This window comes from Pseudomonas frederiksbergensis, assembly GCF_003732665.1.
Classification (GTDB): Bacteria; Pseudomonadota; Gammaproteobacteria; order Pseudomonadales; family Pseudomonadaceae; genus Aquipseudomonas; species Aquipseudomonas frederiksbergensis_G.
In genome coordinates this window covers 225,313-240,814 of record NZ_MOBP01000001.1, presented here as the reverse complement: position 1 = coordinate 240,814, position 15,502 = coordinate 225,313, and the positions used below count along the sequence as shown (strand labels likewise).

Sequence of the window (15,502 nt, the reverse complement as noted above, 5' to 3'; positions counted from 1 at the left end):
AGATTCTCCAGATGCGGTAAAGTCATTACCTATCTGCTTAAGAGATGGGTTGCGCCATGAACATGCAATGGAATCTGGAACAGCTGCGTTTGTTTGTCAGCGTAGCGGAGCAGCGCTCGTTTTCGGCGGTGGCGCGGGATCAGCGCAAGGCGCAGTCGGCGGTCAGCAGTTCGATTGCGTTGCTGGAGGAAGACCTGGGCGTGAGCCTGTTCGACCGCAGCAGCGGCCGCCAGCCGAAGCTGACCGAAGCCGGCGCTGCCCTGCTGGAGGAGGCGCGGGAGGTGCTGCGTCAGTGCGAGCGCCTGAACGGTCGGGCGTTGGCGATGATGCGTGGGCAGGAGGCGCGCATTCGCCTGGCCCAGGATGAAGCCATGCCGTTCCAGCCGGTGATCGACAGCCTCGATGCCCTGGCTGATCAATTCCCCAGCCTGGAGGTGCAATTGTCCAACGGCACTCAGGGCGACGTGGCGCGCAAGCTGTTGGAGCGCCGCGCCGATCTCGGGCTGCTGTTCTACCACGATCAGATTCCCGAGGCGCTGGAGCGGCGGGTGCTGGGCAGCATCGAAATGGTGACGGTCTGCGGTATTGGTCATCCAATGGCGAAGTTGAAGGACGTTGATTGCCAACAACTGGCCCAACATCGGCAATTGCTGATGGCGGCTCAATCCAGCGTTTATCCCGGCAGCGAACCGGCCAGCCCCCAGGTGTGGCGCGCCGACAGCTTCTACGTTATCGCTGAATTGCTGATGCGCGGCCTCGGCTGGGCCTGGCTGCCGCGCAATGTGGTGCAGTACGCCGGGTATCAGAATCAGATGGTCGAATTGGTCAGCGAATGGACCCCGCCGGCCTTGGTGGTGGAGCTGGTGTGGCGGCGCGACGAACCGCTGGGTCCGGCCGCGCGTTGGTTGGCCGAACGTTTTGCCGTGCACTTGCAGGCGATCGGCTTAAAAACCGATAAACTCCGCCGCCATGAATAGAACTCTCTACACCGCGCTGTTTTACCTGGGGCTGCCGTTGGTAGCGATTCGGCTATGGCTGCGTTCGCGCAAGGCGCCGGCGTATGCCCAGCGCATTGGCGAGCGCTTTTCCTACGGCTTGCCGACGATGCAGCCGGGCGGCATCTGGGTGCACGCCGTGTCCGTCGGCGAGAGCATCGCCGCCGCGCCGATGATCCGCGCCTTGCTGCAGCGTTATCCGATGCTGCCGATTACCGTGACCTGCATGACCCCGACCGGCTCGGAGCGCATCCACGCCCTGTTCGCCAACGAGCCGCGCATCCAGCACTGCTATTTGCCCTACGACCTGCCGTGTGCAGCAGCGAGGTTTCTTGATCGGGTCCAGCCGAAACTGGCCGTGATCATGGAAACCGAGCTGTGGCCCAACCACATTCACCAGTGCGCCAAGCGCGGGATCCCCGTGGCGCTGGCCAATGCGCGACTGTCCGAGCGTTCGGCCAAGGGCTATGGCCGCTTTCATAAACTGACCGGACCAATGCTCGCCGAAATGAGCCTGTTCGCGGTGCAGACCGAGACCGAGGCCGAGCGTTTCCGCAAGTTGGGTGCGCGTCCGGAAACCGTCGAAGTGACCGGCTCGATCAAGTTCGACCTGACCATCGACCCGCAACTGCTCCTGCGCGCCGCCGAACTGCGCGGGCAATGGCAGGCGTTGGAGCGTCCGGTGTGGATCGCCGCGAGTACCCACGAAGGTGAAGACGAAGTGGTGCTGGCGGCCCATCGCCGATTGCTGGCCAACCATCCCGATGCGTTGCTGATCCTGGTGCCGCGTCATCCGGAGCGCTTTAACTCGGTGTTCGAACTGTGCAAGCAGCAAGGTTTTGCCACGGTTCGGCGTTCCACCGGCGAGCCGGTCACCGCCGATACCTCGGTGCTGCTGGGCGACACCATGGGCGAATTGTTGTTTCTCTACGCCTTGGCCGATAGCGCGTTTGTCGGCGGCAGCCTGGTGCCCAATGGCGGGCATAACCTGCTGGAGCCGGCGGCACTGGCCAAGCCTGTTTTAAGCGGGCCGCACCTGTTCAATTTCCTCGAAATCGCCGCGCAGTTGCGCAGCGCCGGGGCGTTGGCCGAGGTCGATGATGCCGAAGGCTTGGCGGTGGCCGTGCAGCGGTTATTTGAACTGCCGCGAGATGCGCAGCGGATGGCAGAGGCGGGGTTGAAGGTGATGCGCACCAATCAGGGCGCGTTGCAGCGGTTGTTGGATGGACTCGGACGATTGATCGACCGTTAGACCGAGTCGTCTTCATTCGCGAGCAAGCCCGCTCCCACATTGGGTCTGCAGTGAACACAAATTTTGTACGACGCAGATCCAATGTGGGAGCGGGCTTGCTCGCGAATGCCGTTTGCTTTTGCTGTCAGGGTCTTGCTTTAAGTTGTTCCGCCGCTGCTTTGGCCAAGTCCGGTGGCAAGAAGTCCTTGTCCGGGTTGTAGTCAGCCTTGAGGTAACGCGACAAATCCTGCAAGTCCCCCGGGTTCAACGTGCCCGCCGCTTGCTTCAAGCGCAGGTTGTCGAGGATGTAGTCGTAGCGGGTGTTGTTGTAGTTGCGCACCGAGGTGTACAGCTGACGCTGGGCATCGAGCACGTCGACGATGTTGCGCGTCCCCACCTGATAACCGATTTCGGTGGCTTCCACCGCGCTCTGGTTGGAGATGATCGACTGCTTGCGCGCTTGGACCTGTTCGACGTCGGTGTTCACCGCGCGATGCAGGTTGCGGGTGTTTTCCACCACTTGCCGACGCAGTTGTTCGCGCTGTTGCTCGGTCTGGTCAAGCCGTGAATAGGACTCGCGCACCTGGGAGTTGATCAGGCCGCCGCTGTAGATCGGGATGTTCACTTGCAAGCCGACGGTAGTCTGCTCGACGTTGCCGCCGTAGGGCTGGCCGAAGGCGCTCGGGTTGCTGAAACCCAGGGCGTCGTTGTCACCCTTTTCGTATTTGGCCACCGCATCGAGGGTCGGCGCGTGGCCGGCCTTGCGTTGCTTGAGGGTTTCTTCGGCGGCGCTGACCGCGTAATTGCTGGCCAGCAGATTCAGGTTCTGTTTGGCGGCGGTGTCGACCCAGGCCTTGGCGTCGTTCGGCGCTGGCGGCAGGATCGGCAGCGTATGGACGATGCCCTGGATCGAGTTGTACTGACGGTTGGTCAGTGTGATCAGAGCTTCGAATGCATCATCTACCTGGCGCTGCGCAAGAATGCGGTTGGCCCGGGCGGTGTCGTAGCTGGCCTGGGATTGCAGCACGTCGGTCTTGTCCGACAGGCCGACATCGAAGCGTTCGTTGGACTGGTCGAGCTGACGCTTGAACGCTGCTTCTTCAGCCTTGGTCGAGGCCAGGTTGTCCTGGCTGCGCAGCACGTTGAAATAGCTTTCCGCCGATTGCAGGATCAGATTCTGTTCGGTAGCCGACAATTGCAGCGAGGCTTGCTCGTTGACGTCCTTGGCAGCCTGGAACTGGAACCAGCGATCAGCGCGAAACAGTGGCTGGGCCAATGTCGCCTGATACGAATGAGCATCGCGGTTGGCGGTGCCCGACGGCTGGTCGAGCTGGGTGCGCACCGAGCTCAGGTTGGCCCCGCCCGACAGGTTCGGCAGCAGGCCGGCGCGGGCCTGGGGCACGACTTCTTTCTGGGCGCCATATTGGGCGCGTGCGGCGGCCAGATCGGCGTTGTTGTCCACCGCTTCCTGGTAGACGCTGACCAGGTCGGTTTTGGTGGATAAGGGCGCTTCTGCTGCCCAGGCCATTCCATTGGACGCACAAGACACGGCAAGGGCCAGTGAGAGTTTGCGCAGCATGAGGCCATCCCTAAAAAATTACGCTGATAATTTGAGCGCCAAAGGTACGGCGCGGCCTGCACAGCGTCAAGGCGCGGCAGGGCGTAGCGAGTGTAGTTGTGCGCACGTTCGGCAACAATCCGTTAATTGCGCCATTCATCACGGTGTTTACACCGGTGTTGGCGTTCTTCGCCCGTTGTGTCTAGACTGGCCGGGTTCTTGTCGGGGTGCCTTGCTATGAGGCTGAGATCGAATAATTTCGGATCCCGTTGAACCTGATCAGGTTAGCGCCTGCGTAGGGAACAAGATTTCTCGTCACCCGGCGAGTCCTCTTGTGCTTCGTCCGGGATGTTGTTCGACAATCGACAGTCGACAGCCCTCGAGCACAGAGCACAGCACCAACAGCAATGTCATGGCTGATTGGTCGCGTCCATTCGTTACAGGTTCACTCCGACAAAATTCCACTGCCTGGATGCTGTCTGGAGAGCCCGTGATGACGATAAAACTAAAAAACACTACGAACCTGAGTGATTCGGCCCAAGTCGATCAACAGTCGATTCAGCCGTTTACCCGCTCGCAAAAAATCTATGTGCAGGGCTCTCGCCCGGACATCCTCGTGCCGATGCGCGAAGTCAGCCTCGACGTGACCCCGACCGAGTTCGGTGGCGAGATCAACGCGCCGGTGGTGGTCTACGACACCTCGGGTCCGTACACCGATCCCAACGTCATCATCGACGTGCGCAAAGGGCTGGCCGACATTCGTTCGCCGTGGATCGAAGCCCGGGGCGACACCGAACGCCTGCCCGGCCTGAGCTCGAACTTCGGCAAGGAACGCCTCGCCGATCCGGAGCTGACCAAGCTGCGCTTCGCCCACGTCAACAACCCGCGCCGCGCCAAGGCCGGTGGCAACGTCACCCAGATGCACTACGCCCGCAAAGGCATCATCACGCCCGAGATGGAATTCGTCGCCATCCGCGAAAACATGAAGCTCGAAGAGGCCCGTGCCGCCGGGCTGCTGGACCAGCAACACGCCGGTCACAGCTTCGGCGCCAGCGTGCCGAAAATCATTACCCCTGAATTTGTCCGTGAAGAAATTGCCCGGGGTCGCGCGATCATTCCGGCCAACATCAACCACACCGAACTGGAACCGATGATCATCGGCCGTAACTTCCTGGTGAAGATCAACGGCAACATCGGCAACAGCGCCCTGGGTTCGTCCATCGAAGAAGAAGTGGCGAAACTGACCTGGGGCATCCGCTGGGGCGCGGACAACATCATGGACTTGTCCACCGGCAAGCACATCCATGAAACCCGCGAGTGGATCATCCGCAACTCGCCGGTGCCGATCGGCACCGTGCCGATCTACCAGGCCCTGGAAAAAGTCGGCGGCGCCGCTGAAGACCTGACCTGGGAGTTGTTCCGCGACACGCTGATCGAGCAGGCCGAGCAGGGCGTCGACTACTTCACCATCCACGCCGGCGTGCTGTTGCGCTATGTGCCGCTGACCGCCAAGCGTGTGACCGGCATCGTCTCCCGTGGCGGTTCGATCATGGCCAAGTGGTGCCTGGCGCACCACAAAGAGAGCTTCCTCTACACTCATTTCGAAGACATCTGCGAAATCATGAAGGCCTACGACGTCAGCTTTTCGCTGGGCGATGGCCTGCGTCCGGGCTCGATTGCCGACGCCAACGACGCCGCGCAATTCGGTGAGCTGGAAACCCTCGGCGAGCTGACCAAGATTGCCTGGAAGCACGACGTGCAAACCATGATCGAAGGCCCTGGCCACGTGCCGATGCAGTTGATCAAGGAAAACATGGACAAGCAGCTCGAGTGCTGCGACGAGGCGCCGTTCTACACCCTCGGCCCGCTGACCACCGACATCGCGCCGGGTTACGACCACATCACCTCCGGTATCGGTGCGGCGATGATCGGCTGGTTCGGTTGCGCCATGCTTTGCTACGTCACGCCGAAGGAACACTTGGGCCTGCCGAACAAGGATGACGTGAAGACCGGGATCATCACCTACAAGATCGCGGCCCATGCCGCCGATCTGGCGAAAGGGCATCCGGGGGCACAGATTCGCGACAATGCCTTGAGCAAGGCGCGGTTCGAATTCCGTTGGGAAGACCAGTTCAACCTGGGCCTCGATCCGGACACCGCCCGCTCGTATCACGATGAAACCCTGCCGAAGGATTCGGCCAAGGTCGCGCATTTCTGTTCGATGTGCGGGCCGAAATTCTGCTCGATGAAAATCACCCAGGAAGTCCGCGAATACGCGGCCAACCAACGGATCGAAACCATCGACGCCGAAGTCGCCCAGGGATTGGCGGACCAGGCGGAGCGGTTCAAGCAGGAAGGCAGTCAGCTGTACAAGAAGGTTTGATCTGACCTGCAGCGCCGCACTGGCGCTGCTCTTGTAGGAGCGAGGCTTGCCCGCGAAGGCGGCGTGTCAGTCAGCATTGATGTTGAATGTGATGACGCCTTCGCGGGCAAGCCTCGCTCCTACAGAGATGGCGGTGATCAACACAACAACAAATGTCCCTCTGAGATAACACCCTTGAGCATTCAACCCAGCACTTATTCCCCTGACATCGCGGTGCCGACTGACAAACGTGTCTTCGGCGGCCGCGATCTGTTTTCCCTGTGGTTTTCCCTCGGCATCGGCCTGATGGTCTTGCAGACTGGCGCTCTGCTCGCGCCGGGCTTGGGCCTGTCCGGCTCGTTGCTGGCGATTTTCCTCGGCACGTTGGTTGGCGTTCTGCTGCTGGCGGCGGTCGGCGTGATCGGCAGCGACACCGGTCTGTCGTCGATGGCCGCGCTCAAGCTCAGCCTCGGCAAACGGGGCGCGAGCCTGCCGGCGGTGCTGAACCTGCTGCAACTGATCGGTTGGGGTTCGTTCGAAATCATCGTCATGCGCGACGCCGCCAGCCTGCTCGGCGCCCGGGCCTTCAGCGAAGGCAGTTTGCTGTCCAACCCGCTGCTGTGGACTTTGGTGTTTGGCGCCCTCGCAACCTTGCTCGCCGTCAGCGGTCCGCTGACGTTCGTGCGGCAGATCCTGCGTAAATGGGGCATCTGGCTGCTGCTGGCCGCATGCATCTGGCTGACCTGGAACCTGTTCGCCAAAGCCGATCTGGCCGCATTGTGGGCCCAGGCCGGTGACGGTTCGATGCCGTTCGCCGTGGGTTTCGACATTGCGATTGCGATGCCGCTGTCCTGGCTGCCGCTGATTGCCGACTACTCGCGTTTCGGCAAACGCGCGAAAAACGTCTTCGGCGGTACGGCGTTGGGCTTCTTTATCGGTAACTTCTGGCTGATGAGCCTCGGCGTGGCTTACACCCTGGCATTCGCGCCGAGCGGTGAAGTGAATGCCTTGCTGCTGGCGCTGGCCGGTGCTGGCCTGGGGATTCCACTGTTGCTGATCCTGCTGGATGAATCGGAAAACGCCTTTGCCGATATTCACTCGGCGGCGGTGTCCAGCGGGATTCTGTTGCGCTTGAAGGTCGAGCATCTGGCGTTGGCGATTGGTGTGATTTGCACATTGATCGCCTGTCTGGCGCCTTTGGCCCAGTACCAGAATTTCCTGCTATTGATCGGCTCGGTGTTTGCGCCGCTGTTCGGCGTGGTGCTGGTGGATCACTTCATCTTGCGCAAACGCAGTGCTCAAGTGGCGTCAGCCGCGTTGCGCTGGCCGGCGTTGCTCGCCTGGTTGGGCGGGGTGAGCACCTATCATTTGCTGGCTAATCTGTATCCGGATGTTGGCGCAACCCTGCCGTCACTGGTACTGGCAGGGCTGCTGCAACTTGTGCTCGGTCGAGCCTTCAGTTACGGCCGGGAAACAGCTCGGGCCTGAGAATGCCGTTGAGGCGCGGGTAGGGGATCTTCAGTTCGATGTGGCCCAGTGCGTAAGGCGCGATGGTGCTCACTTCGTACTTGAGGATCACCCCACCGTAGGTCAGCGCCACGTTCTGGGTTTTCTGGAAATGCCAGTTCTTCAGGAAATCCGGCTCCTGATCGAGCTTGGTGCTGATCAGCCAACTGTTGTGCGCCACTTGCGCGGCTTTCCAGAACGCCTCTTCCTGGCCCGGCAGCAACATATCCGACAGGGTCAGCACTTTGTGCTGCTGGCGCGAATAGTTGATGAAGCTGCGGCCCGGGGTGCCATGGGCGCCGCCGGTGTCTAGGTAGCTGGAAAACTCAACGATCACCAAGCCGTCATGCTGCTCCCGTACCTTGGCCTGCAAGTAGCTGCTGGAGCGTGGCGCTGCGCTGCGCAGGAATTGATCGCGGTAGGCGGCCAGGGTCGGCGCTGCCGGGGCATCCGGGGTGCGGGTCAGTTGCAGCAGGTTTTTTTCGACGATGCCGTCCAGCTGTGGCTCGGCCGGGAATTTCAGCGTATCGATGTTCACCAGCGGGCAGTCAGGCGTGGTGCAACCCGGTTTCAGTGTTTCCGAAGCATCGCGGGTGGTTTCCAGCGGCGTACGGTAGTTGGGTTGGAACAGGCTCTGGCAAGCGCCCAGCGTCAGGGCGATAGCGGCCACGGAGGCGATTTTAAAAAGCGACATGGGCGTCCTTCATAAAACAGGGAAAGGCGAAAAGTTACCGCTTCGACTGTCAACGAAGCAGTCAGTTCGCCACTAAGCTAATTAGAGTTGGTTTCGCCCTCACCGTCTATCCCGATGACGGTAAAGGGGCTGCATCAAACAGCAACGGCGCGTTAGGATGGCGCGAAGTCGAGGTCGCAAGTAACAAAAAGGAGCCTCGTAACGGATTCGCAGTAAAGAGGATTGTCATGACTGATTTTGCCAACGCCATTCCGACCACCGTTGAAGTTGTTCGACGCGAGCAGTGCTACGCGGGCTTCTACAAGCTCGATCGCCTGCATTTGCGCCATGAATTATTCGCCGGCGGCATGAGTCGCGAGATCAATCGTGAAGTGTTCGTGCGCCACGATGCGGTGTGCGTATTGCCTTACGATCCGCAGCGCGATGAAGTGGTGTTGATCGAGCAGTTCCGGGTCGGCGCCATGGGCAAGACCACCAACCCGTGGTTGATCGAGTTGGTCGCCGGTCTGATCGATAAAGACGAAGAACCGGAAGAAGTTGCTCACCGCGAAGCGCAGGAGGAAGCTGGGCTTGTGTTCGGGGCGCTGTGGCCGATGACCAAATATTTTCCATCGCCCGGCGGCAGCAACGAATTCGTGCATTTGTACCTGGGGCGTTGCGAAACCAACGGAGTAGGCGGCCTGCATGGACTGGCAGAAGAAGCGGAAGATATCCGCGTCACGGTCTGGGCGTTCGAAGATGCGCTGCAAGCCGTACGCGACGGACGAATTGCCAACGCGGCCAGCATCATTGCTTTGCAATGGCTTGCTTTGAACCGCGCTGAAGTGAGGGGGTTATGGTCGTAAACAAGCTGCGCGATCGGTATCGGGTGGACCTCGTGGGGCTGCAAGCCTCCTGCGAGGCCAACTACGCGCGCCTGATGCGACTGTTGCCGGACATGCGCAGCGAACCCGAGGCCCGGCGCATTGCCGTGACCCAGGGCGACCAGATGCTCGGCGTGCTGGCCCTGGAAGTGCTGCAAGTCAACCCGTACACCACCACCCTGCAAGTGCGTCAGGAACACAGTTTGCCGTGGCTGCCGGTGCCGCAACTGGAAGTTCAGGTCTACCACGACGCGTGCATGGCCGAGGTTGTCAGTGCCGAACATGCAAGACGCTTCCGGGGCATCTATCCTTACCCGAACGCCGCCATGCATCAGCCGGATGAAAAGGCGCAGCTCAATCTGTTCCTGGGGGAATGGCTGAGTCATTGTCTGGCGTGCGGGCACGAGTACGCGGTTGTGCGATAGATGTGAACTGCGTCCGGTTCACACGTTTCCTCTTTTGACCTTCCCCCAGCATAATTGCGGCCTCTATCCAACTCCGTGATGCAGCCCTGGGAGAACGCCTTGCCGAGCGTATCCACATTGACCACCGCCGATCCGGCGTTGCTGGTGCAAATCTCCGACAGTCACCTGTTCGCTGAGGCGGACGGTACGTTGCTGGGCATGAATACCCGCGAGAGCCTGCAAAAGGTCATCGAGTTGGTGCGCCGGCAACAGCCGCAGATCGATCTGATCGTCGCGAGTGGCGATATTTCCCAGGATGGGACGCTGGAGTCCTACCAGCAGTTTCGCGACTTGACCCGACAACTCGACGCTCCGGCGCGCTGGATTCCTGGCAATCACGATGAGCCGATGATCATGGCTGAGGCGGCTGTGCAGAGTGCGCTGCTGGAGCCGGTGGTGGACATCGGCAACTGGCGGGTGACCTTGCTCGATTCCGCCGTGCCGGGCTCGGTGCCGGGGTATTTGCAGGATGAGCAGTTGCAGTTGCTGGCGCGTTCGTTGAGTGAGGCGCCGGAGCGGCATCATCTGGTGTGTTTCCATCATCATCCGGTGTCGATTGGTTGTGCGTGGATGGAGCCGATTGGTTTGCGTAATCCTGAGGGGTTGTTTGCGGTGCTGGATCGGTTTCCCCAGGTGCGTGCGGTGTTGTGGGGGCATGTGCATCAGGAGATTGATTTGGATCGCAACGGTGTGCGGTTGATGGCTTCGCCTTCGACGTGCATTCAGTTTGAGCCTGGGAGTGAGGATTTCAGGGTTGGGGAGCAGGCGCCGGGGTATCGGTGGTTGCGGCTTTTGCCTGATGGGCTGATTGAAACTGGGATTGAGCGGGTCACCGGTTTCGAGTTTACGGTTGATTACGGTTCCAACGGTTACTGAGACTTGGCGGCCTTTGGGCCGACCATGCTCTTGGTTGGTGTACATATCCATTTCTGCGGTAACGGCGGCTGGCGGTTTCGCCCTTACGGCGAGGCACTTTTTTCAAACGCCAAAAAAGTACCCAAAAAGGCTCGCCCCGGCGTCCGGCCCCTCGCTGAGGCTCGGCGTTCCTTCGCTCCGGTGTCCATCTGGGGGCATCGCCTCCGGTCGGCTTCGCTTCGACCTCCTCTCGATGTGTGCGGCTTCGCCGCACGGCGCTGCGCGCCCACCCCCAGATGAACACCTCCACTCAGCCTCCCGAAGGGGCGGGCAGAGCAAGATCAAGATCAAGAGCAGGCGAGCTAACGCTCGGCCTAATGAGTGGTGAAGAGCCGGTAGGTGTATGCCGCTCCGCTTCTGCTTTTCGTAGGAGCGAGGCTTGCCCGCGAAGGCGGCCTGACAGCCAACCAACCTCTCCCGAACATACCCAATCAAAACTGTGGGAGCGGGCTTGCTCGCGAAGACGTACTGACAGCCGCCCATCTCTCCCAAATGTACTCAATCAAAAATTGTGGGAGCGGGCTTGCTCGCGAAGGCGTACTGACAGCCAACCAACCTCTCCCGAATGCACTCAATCAAAACTGTGGGAGCGAGCTTGCTCGCGAAGGCGTCCTAACAGCCAACCAACCTCTCCCAAATGTACTCAATCAAAACTGTGGGAGCGAGCTTGCTCGCGAAGGCGGCCTGACAGCCGCCCCACCTCTCCCGAATGTACTCAATCAAAATTGTGGGAGCGATCCTGCTCGCGAAGGCGTCAGTCTTGGCACCCTGAGCGCTGAGATATCCCCGATCCCTCCGTCTCGCTGTAAACTGCGCCTCTTTACCCGACGCTCAGGGAGTTCAAATGTCCGGTTCGATCCTTTATATCCACGGTTTCAACAGTGCTCCGGCCTCGAAAAAGGCTTGCCAGTTGATTAGCGTGATGGGGCGCCTGGGCTTGAGCGACCGGTTGCAGGTTCCGGCCTTGCATCATCACCCGCGTGAGGCCATCGGTCAGTTGAACCGGGCGATTGAGGAGCTGGGGCGGCCACTGCTGGTCGGCAGCTCACTCGGCGGCTACTATGCCACTCACTTGGCCGAGCAGCATGGCCTCAAGGCCCTGTTGATCAACCCTGCCGTCAGTCCGCACCGGATGTTCGACGGGCATCTGGGGACGCAGAAAAACCTGTATACCGATGAAACCTGGGAATTGACCCACGACCATGTGACGGCCCTGGCCGAGCTGGAAGTGCCGGCGCCCCGGGACCCGCAGCGTTATCAGGTGTGGTTGCAGACCGGCGACGAAACGCTGGACTACCGCCTCGCCCAGCAGTATTACCGAGCCTGTGCCTTGCGCATCCAGGCCGGCGGCGACCATAGTTTCCAGGGTTTTGCCGGGCAATTGCCGGCCATGTTGAGTTTTGCCGGCATTGGCGCAGATTTGTATCAGGCGATCGATTTCACCGCTCTGTGAGTCATCGCCCCTTATTTAAACGAACACTGACGACGAGACCCCATGGCCACTCCCAGCGCTAGCTCTTATAACGCAGACGCCATCGAAGTCCTCTCGGGCCTCGACCCGGTGCGTAAACGCCCCGGCATGTACACCGACACCAGTCGGCCGAACCACCTTGCCCAGGAAGTCATCGACAACAGTGTCGACGAAGCCTTGGCCGGGCACGCGACTTCTGTGCAAGTCATCCTGCACGCCGATCACTCCCTGGAAGTCAGCGATGACGGCCGGGGCATGCCGGTGGATATTCACCCGGAAGAGGGTGTTTCCGGGGTCGAGCTGATCCTCACCAAGCTCCACGCGGGCGGCAAGTTTTCCAACAAGAACTACCAGTTCTCCGGCGGTTTGCACGGGGTGGGTATTTCCGTGGTCAACGCTTTGTCGAACGAAGTCCGGGTGCGCGTAAAGCGTGACGGCAACGAATACCAGATGACCTTCGCCGACGGTTACAAGAAAACCGAACTGGAAGTCATTGGCACCGTCGGCAAGCGCAACACCGGCACCAGCGTGTTTTTCGCCCCGGACCCGAAATACTTCGACTCACCCAAATTCTCCATCAGCCGCCTCAAGCACGTGCTCAAGGCCAAGGCTGTTCTGTGCCCGGGGCTGTTGGTCAGTTTTGAAGACAAGGCCACTGGCGAAAAAGTCGAATGGCATTACGAAGACGGTTTGCGTTCCTACCTGGTGGATGCGGTCAACGGCTTCGAGCGCCTGCCGGACGAACCGTTCTGCGGCAGCCTGGCCGGTAATAAAGAAGCGGTGGATTGGGCGCTGCTGTGGCTGCCGGAAGGTGGCGACAGCGTGCAGGAAAGCTACGTCAACCTGATCCCGACGGCCCAGGGCGGCACTCACGTCAACGGTTTGCGCCAAGGCTTGCTCGATGCGATGCGCGAGTTCTGCGAATTCCGCAGCCTGTTGCCACGTGGCGTGAAGCTGGCGCCGGAAGACGTCTGGGAACGCATTGCCTTCGTGCTGTCGATGAAGATGCAGGAACCGCAATTCTCCGGTCAGACCAAAGAACGCCTGTCGTCCCGTGAAGCGGCGGCCTTCGTCTCCGGTGTGGTCAAGGACGCGTTCAGCCTGTGGCTCAACGCCAACCCGGAAACCGGCATGCTGCTGGCGGAACTGGCGATCAACAACGCCGGCCGTCGCCTGAAGGCCAGTAAAAAAGTCGAGCGCAAGCGCATTACCGCAGGGCCGGCGCTGCCGGGCAAACTCGCCGATTGCGCCGGGCAGGACCCGATGCGTTCCGAGCTGTTCCTGGTCGAAGGTGATTCCGCCGGCGGTTCGGCCAAGCAGGCGCGGGACAAAGAGTTTCAAGCGATCCTGCCGTTGCGCGGCAAGATTCTGAACACCTGGGAAGTCGATGGCAGCGAAGTGCTGGCCAGCCAGGAAGTGCACAACATCGCCGTGGCCATCGGTGTCGATCCGGGCTCGGCCGACATCGCCCAGTTGCGCTACGGCAAGATCTGCATCCTCGCCGACGCCGACTCCGACGGTCTGCACATCGCCACGCTGCTGTGCGCGTTGTTCGTCCAGCATTTCCGCCCGTTGGTGGATGCCGGTCACGTCTACGTCGCCATGCCGCCGCTGTACCGCATCGACCTGGGCAAAGAGATTTACTACGCCCTGGACGAAGCCGAGCGCGACGGCATCCTTGATCGTCTGGTGGCCGAGAAGAAACGCGGCAAGCCGCAGGTCACCCGATTCAAAGGCCTGGGTGAAATGAACCCGCCGCAGTTGCGCGAAACCACCATGGACCCGAACACCCGGCGCCTGGTGCAACTGACGCTGGAAGATTTCGACGCCACCTCGGAAATGATGGACATGCTACTGGCGAAGAAACGCGCCGGTGATCGCAAGTCCTGGCTGGAGTCCAAGGGCAACCTGGCCGAGGTTCTGGGCTGATGCGGTTTGGCTTCGCCCTGGCGTGTGCGTTGCTGCTGGTCTCGGTCACGGCGTCTGCCGAGCCGGCGCCGGAGCTGCGCCTGTTGTCCGAACATGCCGTCGATGGCATGCGCGGCGGCAATCTGTCGGGGCTTGCCGAGTGCGGCATGGAGCTGTGGACGGTGTCTGATCGGGAAGATGATCAAATCTATCGCCTCGACATGACCGCCAACATCTGGCAGGCCGAAACCGTGCGCATCGACGTGCCGCCGGTGCCCGACAGCGGCTTGCCCTGGGGCTTGAGCTCACGGACCTGGGCGGCTTCGCTGGTGCGCGGTGGTGACCTGGATTTCGAAGGCATCACCTGCGACAGCGCCGGCAATCGCTACATCGTCAGCGAAGCGCATGCCGCCGTGTTGCAAGTGACCCCGCAAGGCACTGCATCGTGGCTGAAGATCTCGCCGTTGCTGGTTCGCGAAGCCCGGGCCAGCGGCATGCTGCTGAAATTCAATGCGCTGTTCGAAGGGCTGGCGATCAATCCGGCGGGTGACACCTTGTGGTTGGCCGCCGAGCGCGAAAGCCGTGGGTTGCTGCTGATCAAGCGCAAGCAAACAGTGTGGGATTGCGATGGTCGCTGCGTGCTGCTGAGCGAAGCCGGCAAGGAAATGCAGCCGGCACAGTTTCCCAACGCCAAGGCTGTGTCCCGGGATTTCGCCGACCTGTCCTTGTTCAACGGCAAGTTGTTTACCCTTGAACGCAACGCCTTCGAAATCTGTCGCCGGGATGCGGTGACCGCCAAGGTCGAGCGCTGCTGGTCGTTTGCTGACGAAGCCTTGCAGCCCAACCGTCGATATCCACAGGCTTACGGCTTGGCGGAAGCGCTGGTGGTGGACGCCGACGGTGCCTGGATCGGCATCGACAACAATTTCGGTGCCCGCGCCGATGGCGAGGTCCGCCCGATCGTCTGGCGCTTCGCCGCGCCTGAAGGTGGCTGGAGCGCCAAGCCATGAGCCAGCAACCGCCGGGCAAACGCGCCGGTCGGGTGTTCATGATCCTGGCCTGGTGCGCCGCATTGTTTTTGGCAACGCGGTTTTTCGGGCAGTGGGAACAGCGTCAGCAAAACCCCAATGCGGTGGTCACTTCGCAGCAGGGCGAAGGTTTTGTCGAAGTGAAACTGATGGGCAACAGTCAGGGGCATTTCGTCGCCAGCGGCCAGATCAACGGCCAGCCGGTGGATTTCATGCTCGATACCGGGGCGACCGATGTGTCGATCCCGGCCAGTCTGGCCGAACGGCTGAAACTGGAGGAGGGCTTTGGGGTGACCCTGAGCACGGCCAACGGTTTGAGCCAGGGTTACCGAACCCGCATCGACCGGCTGCAACTGGGCGATATCGTGCTGCGTGATGTTCGCGCGCTGGTCGCGCCAGGACTGGATGGCAATCAGGTGCTGCTCGGTATGAGCGCACTGAACAAACTTGAATTTACCCAGCGCGGTGGCACCATGCTGCTGCGCCAGACAACGAACCGATGAGGCC

Annotated in this window: 13 protein-coding genes and 1 riboswitch; of the genes, 11 read left to right on the top strand and 2 right to left on the bottom strand. The window is 60.9% G+C overall.

The genetic code is table 11. The features are described from left to right. Nucleotides 1-56: 56 nt before the first annotated feature. Nucleotides 57-977, top strand: coding sequence for a LysR family transcriptional regulator (locus BK665_RS01120; protein WP_123402463.1), 921 nt, complete (start codon nt 57-59; stop codon nt 975-977). After that, nucleotides 970-2,247 (top strand): lipid IV(A) 3-deoxy-D-manno-octulosonic acid transferase, encoded by a 1,278-nt coding sequence (gene waaA, locus BK665_RS01115; protein ID WP_123402462.1) that lies wholly within the window; start codon nt 970-972, stop codon nt 2,245-2,247. The genes BK665_RS01120 and waaA overlap by 8 nt, the downstream gene beginning before the upstream one ends. Nucleotides 2,248-2,371: 124 nt before the next feature. Here the strand turns inward: waaA and BK665_RS01110 are convergent, their stop codons facing one another. Then, nucleotides 2,372-3,805 (bottom strand): TolC family outer membrane protein, encoded by a 1,434-nt coding sequence (locus BK665_RS01110; protein WP_123402461.1) that lies wholly within the window; start codon nt 3,803-3,805, stop codon nt 2,372-2,374. A gap of 192 nt (nt 3,806-3,997) precedes the next feature. Then, nucleotides 3,998-4,103, top strand: a riboswitch (TPP riboswitch). Between the two features lie 174 nt (nt 4,104-4,277). Here BK665_RS01110 and thiC point away from each other — a divergent pair. Beyond that, on the top strand, nt 4,278-6,167 hold the full coding sequence (gene thiC / locus BK665_RS01105) for a phosphomethylpyrimidine synthase ThiC (RefSeq protein ID WP_123402460.1): 1,890 nt from the start codon (nt 4,278-4,280) through the stop codon (nt 6,165-6,167). 174 nt (nt 6,168-6,341) lie between these two features. Continuing rightward, on the top strand, nt 6,342-7,634 hold the full coding sequence (gene cytX, locus BK665_RS01100; RefSeq protein WP_123402459.1) for a putative hydroxymethylpyrimidine transporter CytX: 1,293 nt from the start codon (nt 6,342-6,344) through the stop codon (nt 7,632-7,634). Here cytX and BK665_RS01095 read toward each other — a convergent pair. Continuing rightward, nucleotides 7,603-8,346 (bottom strand): RsiV family protein, encoded by a 744-nt coding sequence (locus tag BK665_RS01095; protein WP_123402458.1) that lies wholly within the window; start codon nt 8,344-8,346, stop codon nt 7,603-7,605. The two genes, cytX and BK665_RS01095, sit on opposite strands and share 32 nt — an antisense overlap. Before the next feature lie 227 nt (nt 8,347-8,573). Between BK665_RS01095 and BK665_RS01090 the strand changes: the two genes are divergently transcribed. The 7 genes from BK665_RS01090 to BK665_RS01055 all read left to right on the top strand — a co-directional run bounded on the left by BK665_RS01090 (nt 8,574) and on the right by BK665_RS01055 (nt 15,498). After that, nucleotides 8,574-9,191, top strand: a complete 618-nt coding sequence (locus tag BK665_RS01090) for an NUDIX domain-containing protein (RefSeq protein ID WP_123402457.1) — start codon at nt 8,574-8,576, stop codon at nt 9,189-9,191. Then, nucleotides 9,182-9,634 carry a DUF1249 domain-containing protein gene (locus BK665_RS01085; RefSeq protein ID WP_054053309.1) on the top strand — a complete coding sequence of 151 codons (453 nt, stop codon included), beginning with the start codon at nt 9,182-9,184 and terminating at the stop codon, nt 9,632-9,634. Before BK665_RS01090 ends, BK665_RS01085 begins: the two co-directional genes overlap by 10 nt. A 99-nt stretch (nt 9,635-9,733) precedes the next feature. Beyond that, a complete protein-coding gene (gene cpdA, locus BK665_RS01080) occupies nt 9,734-10,549 on the top strand; it encodes a 3',5'-cyclic-AMP phosphodiesterase (protein WP_123402759.1) in 816 nt (271 codons plus the stop codon). 883 nt (nt 10,550-11,432) lie between these two features. After that, the gene (locus BK665_RS01070; protein ID WP_123402455.1) at nt 11,433-12,041 is read left to right on the top strand and encodes a YqiA/YcfP family alpha/beta fold hydrolase; all 609 of its coding nucleotides are present in this window, start codon (nt 11,433-11,435) and stop codon (nt 12,039-12,041) included. 42 nt (nt 12,042-12,083) lie between these two features. Next, nucleotides 12,084-13,988, top strand: a complete 1,905-nt coding sequence (parE, locus tag BK665_RS01065; protein WP_123402454.1) for a DNA topoisomerase IV subunit B — start codon at nt 12,084-12,086, stop codon at nt 13,986-13,988. Next, nucleotides 13,988-14,977 carry an esterase-like activity of phytase family protein gene (locus tag BK665_RS01060; RefSeq protein WP_123402453.1) on the top strand — a complete coding sequence of 330 codons (990 nt, stop codon included), beginning with the start codon at nt 13,988-13,990 and terminating at the stop codon, nt 14,975-14,977. The genes parE and BK665_RS01060 overlap by 1 nt, the downstream gene beginning before the upstream one ends. Then, nucleotides 14,974-15,498 carry a retropepsin-like aspartic protease family protein gene (locus tag BK665_RS01055; RefSeq protein ID WP_123402452.1) on the top strand — a complete coding sequence of 175 codons (525 nt, stop codon included), beginning with the start codon at nt 14,974-14,976 and terminating at the stop codon, nt 15,496-15,498. The genes BK665_RS01060 and BK665_RS01055 overlap by 4 nt, the downstream gene beginning before the upstream one ends. The last annotated feature ends 4 nt before the right edge of the window (nt 15,499-15,502 follow it).